Origin of the sequence: Saccharococcus sp. Marseille-Q5394 (genome assembly GCF_946901335.1) — a bacterium.
Classification (GTDB): Bacteria; Bacillota; Bacilli; order Bacillales_A; family Planococcaceae; genus Sporosarcina; species Sporosarcina luteola_C.
This window is the reverse complement of record NZ_CAMPPQ010000002.1, coordinates 1082673-1100678: the sequence shown is the minus strand read 5'-3', so window position 1 is coordinate 1100678 and position 18006 is coordinate 1082673. Positions and strand designations below refer to the sequence as shown.

The 18006-nt window shown below is 43.7% G+C and carries 24 protein-coding genes; 9 read left to right on the top strand and 15 right to left on the bottom strand.

The features are described 5' to 3' along the window. Positions 1-115: 115 nt before the first annotated feature. The 3 genes from OC538_RS16180 (at position 116) to OC538_RS16170 (ending at position 1659) form a co-directional block, all read left to right on the top strand. Entirely contained in the window at positions 116-541 is a 426-nt protein-coding gene (locus OC538_RS16180; RefSeq protein WP_262177315.1) for an HIT family protein, read from the top strand. 113 nt (positions 542-654) lie between these two features. Beyond that, a complete protein-coding gene (locus OC538_RS16175; protein ID WP_262177313.1) occupies positions 655-1179 on the top strand; it encodes a tryptophan transporter in 525 nt (174 codons plus the stop codon). 114 nt (positions 1180-1293) lie between these two features. Beyond that, on the top strand, positions 1294-1659 hold the full coding sequence (locus OC538_RS16170) for a YtxH domain-containing protein (protein WP_262177311.1): 366 nt from the start codon (positions 1294-1296) through the stop codon (positions 1657-1659). A gap of 71 nt (positions 1660-1730) precedes the next feature. On the opposite strand, the gene OC538_RS16165 is transcribed toward OC538_RS16170, so the two are convergent. Both OC538_RS16165 and OC538_RS16160 read right to left on the bottom strand, forming a co-directional pair. After that, entirely contained in the window at positions 1731-2003 is a 273-nt protein-coding gene (locus OC538_RS16165; protein ID WP_262177308.1) for a YybH family protein, read from the bottom strand. 12 nt (positions 2004-2015) lie between these two features. Then, positions 2016-2171, bottom strand: coding sequence for a hypothetical protein (locus OC538_RS16160; RefSeq protein WP_262177306.1), 156 nt, complete (start codon positions 2169-2171; stop codon positions 2016-2018). A 168-nt stretch (positions 2172-2339) separates the two neighbouring features. Here OC538_RS16160 and OC538_RS16155 point away from each other — a divergent pair, with 168 nt between their 5' ends. The 3 genes from OC538_RS16155 (at position 2340) to OC538_RS16145 (ending at position 3952) form a co-directional block, all read left to right on the top strand. Continuing rightward, entirely contained in the window at positions 2340-2714 is a 375-nt protein-coding gene (locus tag OC538_RS16155; protein WP_262177303.1) for a hypothetical protein, read from the top strand. Between the two features lie 393 nt (positions 2715-3107). Then, on the top strand, positions 3108-3707 hold the full coding sequence (locus OC538_RS16150) for an HTH-type transcriptional regulator Hpr (RefSeq protein WP_262177302.1): 600 nt from the start codon (positions 3108-3110) through the stop codon (positions 3705-3707). Between the two features lie 59 nt (positions 3708-3766). After that, positions 3767-3952 carry a hypothetical protein gene (locus OC538_RS16145; protein WP_060210602.1) on the top strand — a complete coding sequence of 62 codons (186 nt, stop codon included), beginning with the start codon at positions 3767-3769 and terminating at the stop codon, positions 3950-3952. Between the two features lie 47 nt (positions 3953-3999). Here the strand turns inward: OC538_RS16145 and OC538_RS16140 are convergent, their stop codons facing one another. Then, positions 4000-4092 (bottom strand): YjcZ family sporulation protein, encoded by a 93-nt coding sequence (locus tag OC538_RS16140; RefSeq protein WP_251696959.1) that lies wholly within the window; start codon positions 4090-4092, stop codon positions 4000-4002. A 141-nt stretch (positions 4093-4233) separates the two neighbouring features. On the opposite strand from OC538_RS16140, the gene OC538_RS16135 reads away from it, so the two are divergent. Next, on the top strand, positions 4234-5118 hold the full coding sequence (locus OC538_RS16135) for a peptidylprolyl isomerase (protein ID WP_251696961.1): 885 nt from the start codon (positions 4234-4236) through the stop codon (positions 5116-5118). A gap of 58 nt (positions 5119-5176) precedes the next feature. Here OC538_RS16135 and yhaM read toward each other — a convergent pair whose 3' ends face one another. The 8 genes from yhaM to OC538_RS16095 form a co-directional block, all read right to left on the bottom strand. Beyond that, the gene (gene yhaM, locus OC538_RS16130) at positions 5177-6115 is read right to left on the bottom strand and encodes a 3'-5' exoribonuclease YhaM (RefSeq protein ID WP_262177295.1); all 939 of its coding nucleotides are present in this window, start codon (positions 6113-6115) and stop codon (positions 5177-5179) included. Next, entirely contained in the window at positions 6112-9000 is a 2889-nt protein-coding gene (locus tag OC538_RS16125; RefSeq protein WP_262177292.1) for an ATP-binding protein, read from the bottom strand. The genes yhaM and OC538_RS16125 overlap by 4 nt, the downstream gene beginning before the upstream one ends. Further along, positions 8997-10226 (bottom strand): DNA repair exonuclease, encoded by a 1230-nt coding sequence (locus OC538_RS16120; protein ID WP_262177289.1) that lies wholly within the window; start codon positions 10224-10226, stop codon positions 8997-8999. The genes OC538_RS16125 and OC538_RS16120 overlap by 4 nt, the downstream gene beginning before the upstream one ends. 124 nt (positions 10227-10350) lie before the next feature. Continuing rightward, a complete protein-coding gene (locus OC538_RS16115; RefSeq protein ID WP_262177286.1) occupies positions 10351-11613 on the bottom strand; it encodes an ABC transporter permease in 1263 nt (420 codons plus the stop codon). Further along, the gene (locus OC538_RS16110) at positions 11606-12505 is read right to left on the bottom strand and encodes an ABC transporter ATP-binding protein (protein WP_251696966.1); all 900 of its coding nucleotides are present in this window, start codon (positions 12503-12505) and stop codon (positions 11606-11608) included. The genes OC538_RS16115 and OC538_RS16110 overlap by 8 nt, the downstream gene beginning before the upstream one ends. Before the next feature lie 62 nt (positions 12506-12567). Continuing rightward, positions 12568-12870: a DUF3796 domain-containing protein gene (locus OC538_RS16105; protein WP_262177283.1), complete on the bottom strand. Its 303-nt coding sequence runs from the start codon at positions 12868-12870 to the stop codon at positions 12568-12570. Positions 12871-12887: 17 nt separating this feature from the next. Then, on the bottom strand, positions 12888-13199 hold the full coding sequence (locus OC538_RS16100; RefSeq protein ID WP_262177281.1) for a hypothetical protein: 312 nt from the start codon (positions 13197-13199) through the stop codon (positions 12888-12890). A gap of 2 nt (positions 13200-13201) precedes the next feature. Further along, on the bottom strand, positions 13202-13399 hold the full coding sequence (locus OC538_RS16095) for a helix-turn-helix transcriptional regulator (protein WP_251697023.1): 198 nt from the start codon (positions 13397-13399) through the stop codon (positions 13202-13204). A gap of 162 nt (positions 13400-13561) precedes the next feature. Between OC538_RS16095 and OC538_RS16090 the strand changes: the two genes are divergently transcribed. Continuing rightward, positions 13562-13747, top strand: coding sequence for a YhzD family protein (locus OC538_RS16090; RefSeq protein WP_262177278.1), 186 nt, complete (start codon positions 13562-13564; stop codon positions 13745-13747). A gap of 56 nt (positions 13748-13803) precedes the next feature. Beyond that, the gene (gene mgsA / locus OC538_RS16085) at positions 13804-14250 is read left to right on the top strand and encodes a methylglyoxal synthase (protein ID WP_251696970.1); all 447 of its coding nucleotides are present in this window, start codon (positions 13804-13806) and stop codon (positions 14248-14250) included. 6 nt (positions 14251-14256) lie between these two features. Here the strand turns inward: mgsA and OC538_RS16080 are convergent, their stop codons facing one another. From OC538_RS16080 to OC538_RS16065, 4 genes are all read right to left on the bottom strand, one after another. Further along, positions 14257-15069, bottom strand: a complete 813-nt coding sequence (locus tag OC538_RS16080) for an STAS domain-containing protein (RefSeq protein WP_251696972.1) — start codon at positions 15067-15069, stop codon at positions 14257-14259. A gap of 80 nt (positions 15070-15149) precedes the next feature. Then, complete coding sequence (locus OC538_RS16075) at positions 15150-15932, bottom strand: enoyl-CoA hydratase (RefSeq protein WP_262177837.1); 783 nt, start codon at positions 15930-15932, stop codon at positions 15150-15152. 135 nt (positions 15933-16067) lie between these two features. Next, a complete protein-coding gene (locus OC538_RS16070; RefSeq protein WP_262177273.1) occupies positions 16068-17576 on the bottom strand; it encodes a coproporphyrinogen III oxidase in 1509 nt (502 codons plus the stop codon). 77 nt (positions 17577-17653) lie between these two features. Next, positions 17654-18004 carry a YlbF family regulator gene (locus OC538_RS16065; RefSeq protein WP_262177271.1) on the bottom strand — a complete coding sequence of 117 codons (351 nt, stop codon included), beginning with the start codon at positions 18002-18004 and terminating at the stop codon, positions 17654-17656. Positions 18005-18006: the final 2 nt, after the last annotated feature.

The window sequence follows — 18006 nt, the reverse complement described above, 5'->3', positions numbered from 1 at the left end:
CAGACCGGAATGCTTTGTCCATCTTTCACGCATTACCTGAAAATATGCTACACTTGTGTCATTAATGAATACTACTCCTAATGTGGAGACTGACAATCGGAAAGGATGACCGCAAATGACATCATGTATCTTTTGTAAAATTGTAGAAGGCACCCTCCCCAGCGAGAAAATCTATGAAGACGAGAACGTCGTTGTCATTATGGATGTCATGCCTGTGACGAAAGGGCATGTGTTGCTTATCCCGAAAATCCATCGGGAAAACCTTTATGATTTGACGGAAGAAGAAGCTTCGCAACTTTTTTCTGTAGCCCCGAAAATCGCGAACCTTTTAAAAGAGGAGTTCAAGCCTGCCGGAATGAACTTGCTTCAAAACAATGGAGCTCCAGCTGGACAAGCCGTGTTCCACTTTCACATGCATTTCATCCCGAGATATGATCAAACGGACGGTTTCGAGTCAGACTGGAATCCGAAGGTAGAGGAATTTCCTCAAGAACGGATCCAAGAAATCGCGAATCAGATCCGAAGCCGTTTCAGCGAATAATAAGACTTGCAATTCCATGAAATCACCAGTATACTTTTCATAAGTTTTCGCTGACGATCACGAGGATACGTCAGGAGAGCGAAAAATAGAGTCCAGTTGAGGAGAGATGAGAATTGAATACGAAAAATCTTATGTTGATGGCGCTATTGGTTTCAGTCGGTGCTGCTTTGTACTTGGTCATACCGGGTTACGGTGAAGGCATGAAGCCTGACTTCATGCTGACGATGATGTTCATCGGCATCTTTTTATTCCCGGACGTCAAGAGCGTCTTTTTACTGGGAGCGACGACCGGAGTCCTATCAGGGATCTTTACAAGTTTCCCAGGAGGATTCATACCGAATATCATCGATAAGTTCATTACGGCGTTTGTTGTTTTTGCGGTCATTGCACTGCTTAGAAAAGCCGCAAACCATTTAATCGTTTCAACAATCATCGCTTGCTGCGGAACACTGCTTTCAGGAACAATTTTTCTATCCGTCGCCATTTTCGTCATTGGCGCGAAAGTACCTTTCGGATTATTGTTCGTAACAGTCGTCCTACCCGCAATCGCTATGAACGGGATAGTATTTTTCATCATCTACCCGATCATTCAAACTTTGTTGAAGCGTACTTCATTTAAAACAGCATTATCCAATTGAAACTAAAAGCTTTCCTCTCATGGGGAAAGCTTTTTTCATTTGCCCGAAACAGTTTGCCATGTTTTAATTAAACTATGAAAAGGAATACTATTCGAAATGAAAGGAGTGCACTCCATGAAAGCATCTACGTTTTTGGCGGGTTTACTTGCAGGTTCGGTGACGGCCGCTGTCACTGTATTATTTTCCACTCCGCAAACGGGCAGCGAAATCCGCTCGACCGTTAAGGGCGCTTCAACTGACATGAAACATAAATTGAGTGACGTGAAAGGAAGAATTGCTGAGTTGAAAAACTCTATCACACATATGACGAAGGAAGCGAGTGAGTTAGTTCCTGATGCGGTTAATGGAATTAAGGGGTCTATCGAACAATGGCAACTCTCGACCGATTCGAATAGACTAAAGCTCGAGAAGGAACTTTCAGCGATTCAGACGTCACTAGCTGAATTGGAACAATCGATAGCAGAACAACAGAAATCATAGACTTGATAATAGCCAAACTCGATATATATTGAGTTTGGCTATATTGCTTTCCGTCGGCCGCTGCTCTTTTTTTATTTCACATTAAATATCCCTTTACCAGTTTCCATATTTATAGGTAATGATGAATGTTCATGAGCGATGACCCACGATTCATTCGATTTTTTTAAACCAAATGTAAACCGATTTGTCATTTGACGAAGTTTCTCACAAGAATCTTCTAGGTAAGCAGCAAACGTCACAGCACAATGAACGAATGCCAGATCTGAATTTTCTTCAACTACTAGATCATCAAACTCGACTTTTAGTAAAATACCATCCGCACTCAGTCCTTTAAACCACTCCACCACATTCTCCTTTCATGAAGAAATACCCTTGCTCTCCCACTTCCCCCAGCAATCATAAATATGCACTTCGGAAGCATACAGAGATAAGAACTTTTCAACATCTTTTTCGTAAACAGCCGATCTGTAATTTTCAAGTACGTCTTGAACTTTTAACAAGCCCTCCGTCATTACGTGCATCCCCTTTACTAATTTCAGAAATGGAAGTATGTTACTATAAATGAATTCTACATTCAAACATCTTATTCCTCTTACATCAACCCGCATTGTCATTTGAACAAGGTCTGAATTTTCACTACCATTGGAGGTGGATTAATTGAAAAAAATGCGTTTTTAATTTTGTTGGCAAGTCTATTTATGGTTTCGGCTTGTACAAATGGAAAGACACAATCATTAGAAACATTTTATACGAATGCAAAGATCATAAGTGTAGATAAAGTCATCATTCAAGACGGTTCAACTGGCGCGTCAACAACAATAACTAATCAAGAACAGATTGATGAATTTCTATCTTTAATTAAAGATATAGAATTTACTCCGCAAAACAATCAAGAAAAACGTGAAGGTTGGCGGTACGGTATTACTCTTTTTGATGGTGAAAAAGAATTTAAATTCACGTTAAATAATATTGGTAACACCTATTATGACTCAACCCCAGATATTCATCCGATTGTAGATAATTACTACAAGCAGTTGGAAATTGTGGGAGAATAGGGGCATCTCCATTAAATTATGAAGGTATCTAACGCACTGAATGAAATCTCTCAGTGCGTTTAATATGCATTCATTTGTAAAACGAATCTTAGTTGATTGAAGTGTAAGGCGGCGACTCCTGGGGGATAAGCGGGACAGGTGAGACCCCGCAGTGGAGAAAAGCGACCGAGGAGGCTTACCGCCCGCCCCCCGGAAAGCGTCCGCCTGAAACGTAAATCAACGTGCAGAAAACAACTTTTCAATATCTCAATAATTATGGAAAACCCCACCATTTAGTTAGTGAACACTTCAATTCATTTAAGAATACATAGTATTTTTAGAATTTCAACTTCTTTATTTGATATTTTCCTGCTATAATGAAAAAGACAAACTATTTGATGTTGGAGGTATTTCATGACTGAGCAAAAATTTTCCCCAAAAGAAGCAATGATTTATAGTCAACGCGTTGCCCAGATGTCAAAAGCACTTTGGAAAGCAGTAGAAAAGGATTGGCAGCAATGGATAAAACCTTATGACTTGAATATTAATGAACACCATATTCTATGGATTGCATACCATCTTCAAGGCGCAACCATTTCGGACATCGCAAAATTCGGCGTCATGCACGTCTCCACAGCCTTCAATTTTTCAAAGAAACTTGAAGAGCGGGGATACCTGCAATTCTTTAAGAAAGACGACGATCGTCGGAATACATATGTATCTGTCACTGAGGAAGGTGAAGAACTCCTCAACGGCATGAATGAACGCTATTATGACTCAGATCATGGAATCTTGGACGGCTCGCTTCCGATGAAAGGCATTTATGGGAAGTTCCCTGAATTTTTGGAAGTCATGTCAGTCATCCGGAATATTTACGGGGAAGATTTCATGGAAATCTTCGAACTTGGTTTCAAACGGATTGATAATTCTTTTGACGATGACCTGGCCTCTTTGAACCATTCTGAAAGAGAACTGAATAAGACCGCTGAATTACAGACGGCCGATGAAAAATAATGTCATTTCCGACATGATTCTGCTATGATGAAGTGAAGGTTTAAAGAGGAGGAATTGATTTGATCCTTATCGTTACTGTCATGTTTTCATTGTTTTATTTATTCCAAATCAATAAGATGACTTTCGCGTTATGTCAATCGCGGGAAATCCCTGAAGAAAAGCAACCAAAAATATATCGCACAGTCAATATCTTAATTACGATCTTGATTCTTTCGTTCTATCTTGAAGTGCTATTGAACGTATAAGATTGAAAAAGTCCAGCCCCCTATTTCAGGGAGTTGGACTTTTTCTTTTAGTACAAGTACGCAGCTCCGACGATGATCAACAGAATGAACAGCACAACAATCAACGCGAATCCAGAAGAGCCATGGCCATATCCACTCATTAGGGCACCTCCTCTCTCCTAGTATCCTATGCAACCAATGATTACTCGTTTTAGGCATTTGGTAAGGAACCTTTTTGTTTTATGATCGTTTTTATGGTATAGTATCAACTGTTGTAGAGAAAAGTTAGGGGAGAAAAAACCATGAAAAAGACAGTCCTTGCTATGACAATGGCGGCCTCAGTATTAACAATGGCTGCATGTAGTGATCAAAAAGCGGCTGATGAGGAAATCATCGCCACAACTAAAGTCGGAACTATTACAAAAGAAGATCTATATGAGGAAATGAAAGATGCAGTTGGCCTACCAGTAATGGAAAACTTGCTTCTTCAACAAGTGTTGGAAACGGAGTACAAAGTTTCGGACAAGGAATGGAAAGAAGAAGTTAAATCACAAAAAGATGCGCTAGGAGATAATTTCGAGATGTATCTCCAACAACAAGGCGTCTCTGAAAAATTCTTTGAAAAGAACGTAAAATCCCAAATGATCCAGAAGAAAATGATCGAGTCATTGAAAGTGTCCGATGAAGAGATCGCAAAAGGCGTGGAACGTGCAAAAACGGAAATTCATGCTCGCCATATCGTTGTTAAAGACGAAGATACTGCGAAAGAGGTATTGGCGAAAGTGAAGGATGGTGGAGATTTCGCTGAATTGGCGAAAGAATATTCCACTGAACCTGTTGCAGAACAAACAGGCGGAGACCTCGGATGGTTCGGCCCGGGCAAAATGGTACAAGAGTTCGAAGATGCGGCATATTCCCTTAAAAAAGGTGAAATCAGTGAACCTGTAAAGACAAGCTTCGGTTACCATATCATTGAAATGCTCGACACTCGTAAAGCTGAAACTGAGAAGACAGAAGAAGAAATTAAAACTGAAATTGAAGATGGATTGAAACGTGTCCAATTCGAAGAGAAGCTTCAAGAATTGATTAAAGCGGCTGACGTCGATATTAAAGTCGATGAGTTCAAGAAAGCTTTGGACAGCTACTTGCCAGCAACAGCTGATAAGGAAGATAAAGAAAAGAAATAAGATTGTAAAGGGCTGTCTGCAAATCGATCATCCATCGACTTGCAGACAGCCCTTTTTTCTATTCAATATTCGGTTTGTAGAAAGATCGGTTGTCCAGTGGGAAAATTCTTTCTGTGAATTCACCGTTCACCGTCTTAGACATCGCCCGATCAAGCATATTCATTTTCGCATCGATATTATCGATATAATGAAGTATTTCCGCTTCCATCAACATCGGACGTTTCGGGCTTCCCCACTCTTCTTTGCCGTGGTGGGAGAGGACCATATGCTGAAGAAGCATCACTTCTTCCCCATGAATTTCGAGTTCGTCCGCTGCTTTCGATATTTCATTCACCATGATTGTAATATGGCCGAGCAAGTTCCCTTCCACTGTATATTGCGTACCGATAGGACCAGATAGCTCAATCACTTTCCCAACATCGTGCAAGATGATGCCTGCATATAGAAGATCCTTATTCAAAGAAGGATATAATTCGGCAATCGCCTTTCCGAGCTTCAACATGGATACGACATGATCGAGAAGCCCAGACACATAATCATGATGGTTCCTAGTAGCAGCAGGGTAAACGAGGAAATCTGATTGGTGCTTTTTTAATAGATGTCTCGTGATTCGCTGGATATGCGGATTTTTCATTTCAAAGAAGTATTGCAGCAGCTCCTCATAAAGCACTTCCTTGCTCTTTGCGGAAGATGGAACGAGATCCGATATCGTTACACCTTCGTCTTCTTTCGCAGGACGGATGCTTTTAATGCGCAGCTGGTTCTTCCCTCTATATTCATGCACTTCTCCGCCGACTTTGACGATTGTCGCAGCCGCATACAGACGTTCATGCTCTTCACCGGCATCCCAAAGCTTCGCCTCGATATCACCGCTTTTATCTTGCAAAATGAGTGTCATGAACGGGCTTCCCTGTTGGGTGATCCCCTTCGTCGATTGTTTAATGAGTAAATATAGCTCAACCGGCTCCCCGACTTGATGTTCCAATATTTTTTTCACCTTATCATCGCCCCCTTGGCGCTTCCAATGTCGGAAACGTTAATAATCGTAGCATTTGTCCAGTATTCTACTATCTTATCATGACATGTGAAATAGATGAACTGATGCTTCGCACTTAGCCGCTCCATTATTTTCAACATACGTGAAAATCTCATTTCATCAAAGTGGACAAAAGGATCATCCATTACTAGTGGAAATGGAGCCGTCTTTTCTTTTGCGGCTGCAAGCGACAAGCGCAATGCAATATACGCCTGTTCCTTCGTCGCCTGGCTAAGTTCAATGATCGGATACCTCCTTCCATCTCTGGCAACGGCATGGAAGTAACCATTTTCCGATAATACGAGTGACATGTAAGTGCCTCCCGTCAGTTCACTAAACAGTTTTTCCGCTTCATTTAGAACTTCGGGCAGCTTCTTCTCCTTTAATTCCTCCATCATGCCTTTAATCGCTTCAACAACCGCTTGGCGGACCGACCATTGTTTCGCAAGCTCATCAAACTCCGCCTTCTTCATTTCAAACAGTTGCTGTTTCCGCTGATAGGAGTCATCCGTCAACAGCTTCTCCGTTTCAACTTCCAATGCGGCTTTTTCTTTCACAAACGAATTCATTATTTCTTCGAGGTCTGCTAGACGTCTTTCAAGTTCATGGACTTCTACTCGGAGCTCTCCTTCCGAACGGCCGCTAACATCCTCAACAGCGCCATGCACAGACAGCTGGGATTCTATATCCCTGATCTGTTGCATCAACGTCAGTGTTTCCTGATATTCGGCATAAGCTTTGTAATACTGCTCTTCCGTCTCTACTCCAGCTTCTGTGAATAAATCTTGTTGTTGACTGCGCAAGGAAGATAGCAGCTCTCCCGCTTCCTGTTTCTGCATTTGGGTTTCTTCAATCTTCTGCGTTAAGACTTTAAACGTTTGCGCTTCTTCTTTTACAGACAAATAGTCAGACCGCAATTTCTCATAGATCGATGATTCCGATGCCCCCGCCGGAACAAGCCGTTCAACCTCTGTTTGCCTCAAGCGGATTTTTTCTTGTATCTCTTCAGATTGCCGTGCGGCGTCTTCCAGCTCACGTTCTATTTCCTGCAACGAGCGTGCCATGCCGAAAAACTCATGAAGGATGCCCGGATTCGGGATTTTTCGCAGGCCATAGGCAACAAAGAATTCGCTTATTGATTGTTCAAGACGTTCCTTCTCCTGCACGATTGCCCCATACTCTTCCTCCAGCACACCCATCTTCCGTTCGTTCGCCTTGGCTGCCTCTTCTAGCAAGCTGTGCCTCTGTTCATAGTCTTGCACTTTTACGATGAGCGCTTCCATCTCCGCTTCCTGTCCTGCATATTCGTTAATGAAACGCTCCATTTCAACATTCTTGGGTGACGGCTGATCGCTGCGCTTGCCTATTTTTGAAAGTGCAGAAATGACCGCTAGGCACGCACCAAGTCCGACGACTATCCATTGGTCCCCGATCAACCCTACTATGGAGATGACAGCTGCGACAATAAGAAGCATCCAAAGCAGTTGCGGGGTTCCGTCAACCCGGCTTGAGCGGCTCATGTGTACATACGCTTTCGCTTCAGCCAATCGCCTTCGGATCGACGGCCACTCTTCAGCTCGCTTCTTTTCGGCTTCCGTAGGGGAATTTTTTTGCAATGTAAGCTGGTCGGTTCGAATATCGCGCAGTTCGTTCTCCAATTGGGTAAGCTGCCGATCTATATACCCGATCTGTTGATTCATTTCACTCATTTCCTGCAGTTGCCCATATAGATACTCTTCCTGATGAATCGAAACGTCAGCCTGCAACAGCTCGTCCGATTTATCCAAGCCTAATCGATCGAGCAACCGCATCCTCTTCACATTCAGTTGAGTTAACTTATCACGGATGGAGCCAACAGCTGATCGCCACTCATGCCATTCCGGCTCTCGTGCAAGCAATCGCTCCATTTCCGTAAGCATTTCGGGACGCGGATAAGTAGGGATTTTCTCCGCCATTGCTGTTAGCTCAGCTTCCAGACCGCGCTTCTTCGCCTCCATCTCCGTCAATCTGCCGCTGATCATCTCAAAGCGACGTATGCCGTCAGACGGAAAGGATGATTTCCGTACTTCGTCCAGCCTTCTTGCAAGGTTACGCTTCCGCTCTCTCAACGGCGATAATTGCAGCTCCAGTTCGAGTGCCCGATATTGCTCCCGCAACAATTCATATGACGCTTTCGATTCCTGCCATTCCCTGTCAATTTCATGGATCCTATCCATTTTCGGAGCAAAGGTTGCCATTCGCTCCTGTTCACTTTTCAGCTCTTTCTCCATTTCCTTCAACTCGATGGCCCGGACATTCATTTCAGGATTACGGCCGGATTTCTTGAATAAATCCCCCATTTCCTTCTCCATCTTTTTTTCAACACGCAATAATGTGTCAACACCTGTTGTGCCCGAAGAGAGGAGCGTCCGGCTTAATTCGGTCTCGTCCATCCGTTCGAAGCCTTGCAATTGAAGAATAGAGAACGAAAAGATCGATTCAAATGAAGCCCGGTCATATTGCCGTACCAATGCTTTTACAGCTTCTTCGCCGCCTGTCGTGCCATCCTCGAAATAGACGGTGACGTCACCAGATGATTTTCCTTGTACCCGTTCTACGATGCAATTTCCATAAACTTCATCATGCAAATGGACTTGACCGCCAAATTTACCGCCTGCTTTCGGTTCATATCGAAGCTGTGCGCTATTCTTTTGCGGAAAGCCGAAAAGCGTCTGCACGATGAATTGCTGGATTGTCGTCTTGCCCGCTTCATTGTGGCCGTAAATTACATTTATGCCATCCGTGAAATCGATTGTCTTGTTTTCATGCTTCCCGAAGCCGTAAATGACTAGCTTTCGAATTTTCATCTATTCACCTCCAGCACTGTCGGCAATTCATTCAACAGGAGTTTCTCAACTTCATTCCGTAAATCTTGAATGTCTTCTTTCTTCAACGGGTCAAGGTAGCGGGCCGTCCGGACATGTTGATAAACGTCTCCAAGCACATGTTTCCAATCGTTTTCTGACCAGCTGTCGACTTGTCCAAGGACGGATTCCAGGAGCGAATTGTTTTCTTGCCTATGGAAAGTGTTTAGTACGGTCAAACGCTGTACCCACACAAAAGGTTCATGCATATCCAATATTTCACGGATTGTTTCCAGCCATATGTCTTCGGCTGTTTGTGCAAAAAAGGCGGCGGTTTCCTCGTCGAGATTGAGAATTTCAATATCGACGACAGACGGTCCATGTTCGGAAACGAATGAAAGTAGCGCATCCTCACAGACGGCAAGCCATTCATTCGCATGTTGGATATCGACACAAGGAATTTGGATTTTCCCAAAATGAACGGCTGATGTCGGAATGAATGTCAAGATCGCCTCCGATTTACTAAGCTCTACATCGTAAAAACCTTTTTCACCCGATTCATTCCGGTGGCGCCCTTGGATATTCCCCGGATAAACAATTGGCGGATCTTCCGATAAGTGTTGGCGTACATGGATATGGCCAAGTGCCCAGTAATCATAACGCTTTGATTGCAGCTCCCCGATTGTGAAAGGCGAGTAGACCGCATGCGATTCATTTCCGGCGAGACTGCCGTGCAATAGTCCGATATGGAAGGATTGATTATCCGATGCGGTCGGGTAGTTGCTGATCCTTTCTTCCCGGACATGCCTATTCGGATAACTGAAGCCATGGAGCACAACGTCCATGCCTCTCACCGTCAATGATACTTCTTCCACGTCACCTGAAAACTCGTGGACATTCGGCGGCAGTTCGAAACGGGTCCAATTCCCACTTAGATGATCATGATTCCCATACGTGATATAGACAGGAATTCCCGCTTCATGAAGCTTTTCCATTCCATCTTGGAACTTCCGCTGTGCCCGTAAGCTACGGTCTTCGCCATCATATAAATCTCCCACAATTACAATGAAGTCCGGAGACGTTTCCACGGCATAGTCAATTAATCGGTTGAATGCGGTGAACGTGCTCTCCCGCAATTCATTCAAACGTGCTGGCGGCAGTCCTGTCATCCCTTTGAAAGGACTGTCGAGATGTAAATCAGCCGTATGGAGAAAACGAAATGTGGACAAGGAGCCCCTCCCCCTTCCTGACGAATATTTGTTCTAATTTTACCATATGTGAAAGGATAATAGAAAATATATATCATAGATAAAGCCGCTCTCCGTCGAACTTCGCGACGAAAAACGGCAATTATCACTCTTTCCCTAATTGAATCGCTTTTTTGATGTCTTTCAGTGAACGAGAAGGTCCATACATGAGTACGCCGCCACGGTACACTCTCGCTCCGAACCAACCGAGGATGAAAATCGTCAACAGCATAATGGCGATCGACAGCAACGGTTCCCACATAGGAAGATCGAGCATACCTACCCGTAAAAACATGACGAGTGGTGCAAAGAACGGGAAGTACGATGAATACGTGACATAGCCGACTTCAGGATTACCCAAGCCCGTCATGGCAATGAGGAATGCCGCCACAATGAGTAAGGACATCGGCATGATCATCTGCTGGACATCCTCCGTCCTGCTGACCAGAGAACCTAATAATGCGGCAAGTGTCGCATAGAGGAAATAGCCGAGCAGGAAGAACACTGCTGCGTATACTAATGTGCTGATGCTTACATCCTGTATACTCAAGAAATCGGAAAACTCGCCGGGCACTTCCGTAGAAGACGTCTTCAAGGCGATAAAGCCTGCTACTCCATAAATGAGGATCTGTAAAATCCCTAGTGATCCGATACCTAGCACCTTTGCAAACATATGCTTCACAGGTGAGACACTCGAGATGAGGATTTCCATCACTCTTGAAGATTTTTCGTTTGCTACATCCATCGCAATCATGCTCGAATACAATATGACTGCAAAATAGATGACAAACATAAGGACATAGACAAGGACTCTCGCTTGGCCAAGCTCCTCTTCCGATTTTGCAGACCTCGAAACATTCTTCTGCTCAAACTGGATCGGTGTAAACAACGTTTGCACTTGTGCACCTGTCAGTGAAAGCTCCTCGGCTTTCAGTTCTGTCTGAATTGATTGCAATGCGTCGTGGATGCGTCTCGGTATTGAAAAGTCAATCATGCTCATTGTCGTATAATTAGCATGGATTGTTCCATGTTCATCAACTGACAGAGCTAGGAATGACTCGATCTCGCCAGATGATACTTTATCGGCAAGAACTGCCTCCGATTCAGTAGCCGCTTTGACTGAAATATCGTATTCTCCAGCTTCCAACTGTGATTGAAGCCTGTCAACGATGATGCCGCTCTCATCCACAACTTGAAGGACTTCTTGTGAATCTCCTGCTCCGGTTACATTTTGCACCGTATCGATGATCTTTGATATATTTGAGAGCAGGAATATACCTGCAATCATGAGTGCAGTAGTAATAATGAAAGACTTGGATTTTGCCTTTGACGTAAATGCCTGTTTAAAGATGATCCAAAACTCACGCATATTCTTTCCCCACCTTTGCGATGAATATGTCTTGCAAGGAAGGCTCTTCGATTTCAAAATGACGGAGAGGCCCCGCTTCCAATGCAGCAGATAGCAAATCATTTGCGACTTTTTCATCTTCGATTTGGAATACAGCTCCTTCGACCGAATGAGCGACGGAAAGGACTCCCGGCACGCTGCCGAGTCCCGTCAGATCATAATCGGAACGAATTCGCACATTTTGCCTGTCGAATGAGCGTTTCACATCCCGGAGCGAGCCGCTTACGATCTGCTTGCCGTGATGGATGATGCTCAGCTTCTCGCATAATTCTTCCACATGGTCCATCCTGTGGCTGGAAAATAGGATGGTTGCGCCGTTATTCCTGAAATCGGTGATCGCCTTCTTCAACATTTCTACGTTCACCGGATCAAGGCCCGAGAACGGTTCATCGAGGATGAGTAGTTTCGGATCATGCATAAGTGCTGCGATAACTTGAATCTTCTGCTGGTTCCCTTTCGACAGCTCTTCCACTTTTTTGTTCTTGTTTTGGGAAACTTCGAACCGTTCGAGCCAATAATCGATCGACTTCTTCGCATCCGCCTTTTTCATCCCGCGCAGCTCGCCAAGGAAAATGAGCTGATCTTCAACTTTCATCTTGGGATACAGTCCCCGCTCTTCAGGCAAATAGCCGATTTCAGGACTCGTTGCATAAGAGATTGTTTTATCGTTCCAAGTGATATGACCTTCATTCGCGTTCAATAATCCTAGAATCATCCGGAACGTAGTCGTCTTACCCGCCCCGTTTGCGCCAAGGAATCCGTACATGGAGCCTTTATCCACGGTAAGATTCAAATGATCGACAGCGGTGAAATCCCCGAACCGCTTCGTTACGTTTTCAAGTTGCAATGACATTGTTTATCCCCTTTCCTTTACAGGCTTCTTTCTACTACGTAATTACTAGAGAGATAGTTTCGTTAAACCCGCTTACTAATAATCAGAACACCGATAACATATGAGATGAGCATCACTCCATATGCAGATACCGCAAGGAGGAATGCGAGCTTCGGACCTTCATAAATCAAAGACCCTAGCCACATAACCGCAAGAAGAACAAGTGTTACTGTCCATGAAATCGTCCTCGCTTTTGTATGGATTTCCTGATATCTTTCATCGAAGCGGCGTTCCTTGCTGCCTTTCCTAAAATAGAGAAATGCTATAAATAATACGACGCCTGCTCCCGTTATAAACCCTGCCAAACTTTCAATTGTCGGAATCATAGTTCCCCGCCTTTCGATCAGTGATGTTTATTAACAATCGCTGCTCCTATCGCCCATGAAAGCATATGAATGACCCAAAGCGCGGTAAGGATGAAAAACGCCAATTTCGCCCCTTCAACAATCATGACGATGATCCAAGCAATTAAAATTGCACCAGTCATCACCTTCCAGGAGATCGATCTCGCGTGTCGATGGAGATTCGCATATCTTTCATCAAAAATGCGCTCTTTCATCCCTTTTTTCCTTACAAAGAACCAGACGATTGCCCATATGACTAACCCCAATGGCAAACCAACTAAAAACGCCCAAATATCAAACCCTTCGTACATACTCATTCCTCCTCCGGTTGAAAAATATCTTCAATACGGCAATTAAAGAGCCTTGCGATTTTAAAGGCCAAAATTAGCGAAGGATTATACCTTCCCTTTTCGAGAGAGATAATTGTCTGTCTCGACACTTCCAACCTCTCCGCAAGATCATCCTGCGTCAATCCCATTTCAGTACGCATTTCCTTAATCAAGTTATTCAGTTACATGCTCCCCCTTTCAATTGTAAAGGTAGCTTTACGTAAAGGTTACTTTACTATATGTGGGATGTCAAGTAACCTTTACAATATCTTTTTGAAATGAATAACTATTCATTTTCTAGACATTCATAGTATAATGGAGAAAAGCACGGAAGGATGAGCAGCTTGAGAACTTATAAATTGACGGCTTACGAGAAGACAGGAAAGTTAATTACAGAAGAAACGTTCACGGCAGATAATGATGAAAAGGCAAAAGAAAAAGGCCATGCATTGCTCGAAGAAAAAAATCTTCTTGAACAAACACATCGCCTTGCTTCGCCCGCAGGAAAACTTTTGCTATTTCATGTCTGATGTAAAGTTTGGCGGCAATCTTGCCGCTATGATATGTTAATGGTGCAAGCCACAGTATGGAGGTGCTTCTTTTGAACATTGCACTCATTGCCCATGATCAGAAAAAAGATGAAATGGTGAATTTCACGATTGCGTACGAACACGTATTTTCGAAATTTGAGTTGTATGCAACAGGCACTACCGGTAAACGAATCATGAAGGAGACAGGCCTTAAAGTTCACCGCATGATGTCCGGACCTTTAGGCGGGGACCAGCAAATCGGAGCGATGATCGCCACTGGAAAGCTGGACTTGATTCTGTTCTTCCGCGATCCATTGACCGCACAGCCCCATGAGCCTGATGTTAGCGCATTATTGCGACTTTGTGATGTATACGGAATACCGCTCGCTACGAATATCGCGACTGCCGAATTATTGATTGCGGCGGTGGAAAGAGGATATTTCACTTGGCGGGACACAGCAGATAAATACAGATCAAAAGAACTTGATCCCATAGAGGATTAAGTTTTTTTAATTCGTAAAATAAATGCTCAGAGCTTGTTGAAGCGTTCCGACCATTTGCGTATTCCTCTCGAACTGTACGCCGAGACGTACCATGCTACGGACGACATCCGGCCTTAATCCAGTAATTGCAGTCGAACATCCCATCATCGCTGCCCCGTCAATGATCTTCTTCAACTGATCAATCACTTCAGCTTCCATGTCCGCGATTCCAGATAGGTCCATCAGCAATGTTTGAATATGTAATCGGCCGACTTCCGTCAATACCTTCTCTTCCATCACTTTCGCCCTGTAATAATCGATTGAGCCAATTATAGGCAGAATGCAAACAGTCGGGGTGATCGGGATGATAGGCACGGATAGGTTTTCAACCAAATCCCTTTGCGCCTTCAACAGCTCATCCTTATAGGCAGAGTAACTAATGAAAAACGCATTCAGGAATTGATCGATAGAGCTGTTAATCTGTCTCTCCAACTGAAAGAACTTGATTTCCGCATTGTTTTCAGCGATATATCGTTGAAGGAATGTCCAAAGTGTCCTTCGGATCGCCTGGACCCACTCCAATTTGAACGACAGTGTCAATGAATGGGTTGCCCAAGCAATCCCTTCCACTTTGGCGAATTGCCGAAGCTCATCCAATTTATTTTCCAAAGCATAACTGACAAGTTTATGTGCATTGTTAATTAAGTCAATGTTGCCTACCTCAAGGATCGTATTAATTTTCGCCCTAACTGTTGACGCTTCGAATAATAATTCCTCTTCAAAACTCTCCCCGTTTTCTTGGATGAATCTATTCAATGCATTTTTAAGTTCGTTTGTCATAATTTCCCTCCGGTGTAATCCCATTTTTACAGGCGGGTACAGCTGTTACCCTCTATTACAGGCAACAGCTGCACATGTAATTATTCTCCTACAAATGCAGGCTTTCGTTTTCCTACAAATGCATTGATTCCTTCTAAATGATCCTTTGTCTTGCGCATCGCGACTTGCTGTTCGCTTTCCATGCGTAATACATTTTCCAATTCACCAATCTTTTGCTCATGTAATATCTTTTTGGAAGCAAGCATTGCCGCGATTGGGGCAGACAGAAACTGTTGGGCTAGCGCATCAGATGCTTGACTGACGCTTCCGTCCGGAACGATTTGGTCGATGAGCCCTTTCTCCTTAGCGGTTTCCGCGCGCATCACTTCCCCAGACCAGATGAGTTGCTTAGCTTGTGGCACTCCGATCCGCTCTTTTAAGAAGAAATGGCCTGCCCCGTCAGGCACAAGCCCGATACCAATGAAATTCATTGCGAGTTTACTATTCTCTTCAGCAATAATGACATCGCAACCGAGCGCCAAGCTGAAACCGAGTCCTGCAGCAGATCCGTGGATTGCGGCAATCGTAATTTGCGGAAGTTCGTATAATGCCTTGGCGAGGCGCGACACATTGATCATCACTTTTTCAATATCCATTGGCGCATTGGGATCAATCATTTTCTTAATGTCCCCGCCCGCCGAGAATGTGCGTCCAGCACCATTAATAATCAACACTTGAACTTCATCATTTGATGAAAGAGATTCGAAGGCATCAGCCAGTTCTCCCATCATCGTGTCATCCATTGCATTCATGGAGTCCGGCCTGTTCATCGTCAGCCGCGCAAGCCGGCCTTCCATTATCAATTCGATTGTAGAATACAAGATAAATACCCCCTCTAAAAGATGAATAAACATTCATTAGTACTTATTCGTTGAGTGTTGAGAAAATCCTTCTTAAATCGAAATAAAAACCTTAACACTTTTCGAGTGCTAAGGTTTTTATTTCGACTTCAGTCGACTTCAGTCTACTTGAATCGCTTGAGGGAAAATCCTGTCAAGATGTTCAATTTTCTTTTCGATATATTCTTCAAACGTAAGGATATAGGCAGCGGGATCTTTCGGATTTTGGAATTGAGTAATTTTGCCGGTAACAGGATCCATGAATTTACTCGATGCGCCACAGCCGATTCCGATGATTGTTTGGACTTCCTCCATGATAATAATATTGTATATACTTTCTTCGCCGGGTTTCGCGTACCCTACATTCTCCAAGTTACCGAGGATGTTTTTTTGACGATACAAATAATAAGGGACGTAGCCGTTTTCTTTCGTCCATTGCTCCCCCATCTTCATCATCTGTTCAACAGTTTCCCTGTCAGCGACTTTATATTTCTCTTTGTTCCGCGTCATTTCGGAAGCCCGTTTGAATGAAAGCGTATGGACTGTCAATGACTCCGGCTGCATTTTTGCTGTTTCGTCGAGCGAGTGGCGGAATTCTTCCAGTCCTTCATTCGGCAAGCCGATAATCAGATCCATATTGATGTTTTTCATCCCCATGTTTCGGGACAACCAGAATTTATCGATCGTTTCTTGGACGGAATGATGCCTTCCAATCGCTTTCAACGTTTCATCGGTATACGACTGTGGATTGACACTGATCCGATCGATTCCCCATTTTTTCAGAACATCGATTTTAGCAGGGGTGATAGTATCCGGACGTCCCGCTTCGACGGTCACTTCCCTTACTTCTTTCATATGTGGGAATGAATCATACATCGTCTGATAAAGGGCATCCATTTCATCCGCTTCGATGGAAGTCGGCGTGCCTCCGCCGAAATAGATTGTCGTGATTTTGATGTTACGTTCCGTCAACCATTTCCCGATTTCACGGATTTCCTCATGGAGCCCGTCGAGGAACGATTCAACGCGGCCATTTTTCCGATGGATGGCGTAAGCCGGAAACGTGCAATAAGCACATTTTGTCGGGCAAAACGGAATGCCGATGTAAATGCTCACATCGTTTTGAATCTGATGTAAATCGGGAATCGCCCGGAGCTGGACATTTTCAATCGTCGCCAATAGCTCACTCTTCTCTTCAGAAATCCGGTGTCTCTCCATTAAGAGACGTTTTGCCTCTTCGACTCCGTGACCTTGCTGGCGGTATTTGTGATATAGTTTCATCGGACGGATACCGGTGAGTATTCCCCATGATTGTTTCATTCCGGTGAGTTGCTCCAAAACTTCAAGGAATACGTGAGAATAAATCCGTTTCAGCTGACGGGTCTCAGTTTCCGAATTGTCGGTTGTCATTTCCTCAGAAAAAGTGGCGCTGTATTCAATGCCGTCATACGTTAAATTGGCTTGGCCAACGATTGCCGCACTGTCTTTATGTACGGATAAATCTATAAGTATACCTTCGTCCTCAGGATCAGTACTCACTTTAGATTGCTCGAAGAATAGATTGGCTAGATGGGTGAACATCCGGATCCAATCTTGTTCGAATGATTTTGTAAGGATTATTTTTTGCATGGTTTACTCCAACTTTCATCATTAACTAACATTAACTAACTGAAATAATAACACAAAAAAACCGGCTGAGCCGGTTTTTATTGCATACTTTCATACATTTCCTGAACCGGCTTCATTAAGACGCGGTTCACTTCTTCAATCAGGCCGCTCAGCTTCATTTCCGCTTGAAGCATTTGCATGATCTTTTCATTTTGCTGAGCTAGTTGTGCTGTCTTTTGTGCATACTCCAGCTCTTCATGCGCAATTTCTTCGCCTTGCATTTGCTTTTGCTGAAGATCCATTTGGATTTTTCGGAAGCTCTTGAACAGTTCTAGTGCCTGCTCATCATTTTTTACTTCCTCAATCGCGTTTTGCACTTCTGCAAATTCATCAGTCTTTCGAAGTGTCGACTCCAATTTGTTCAAGTCATCATAAATATTAACAGCCATTT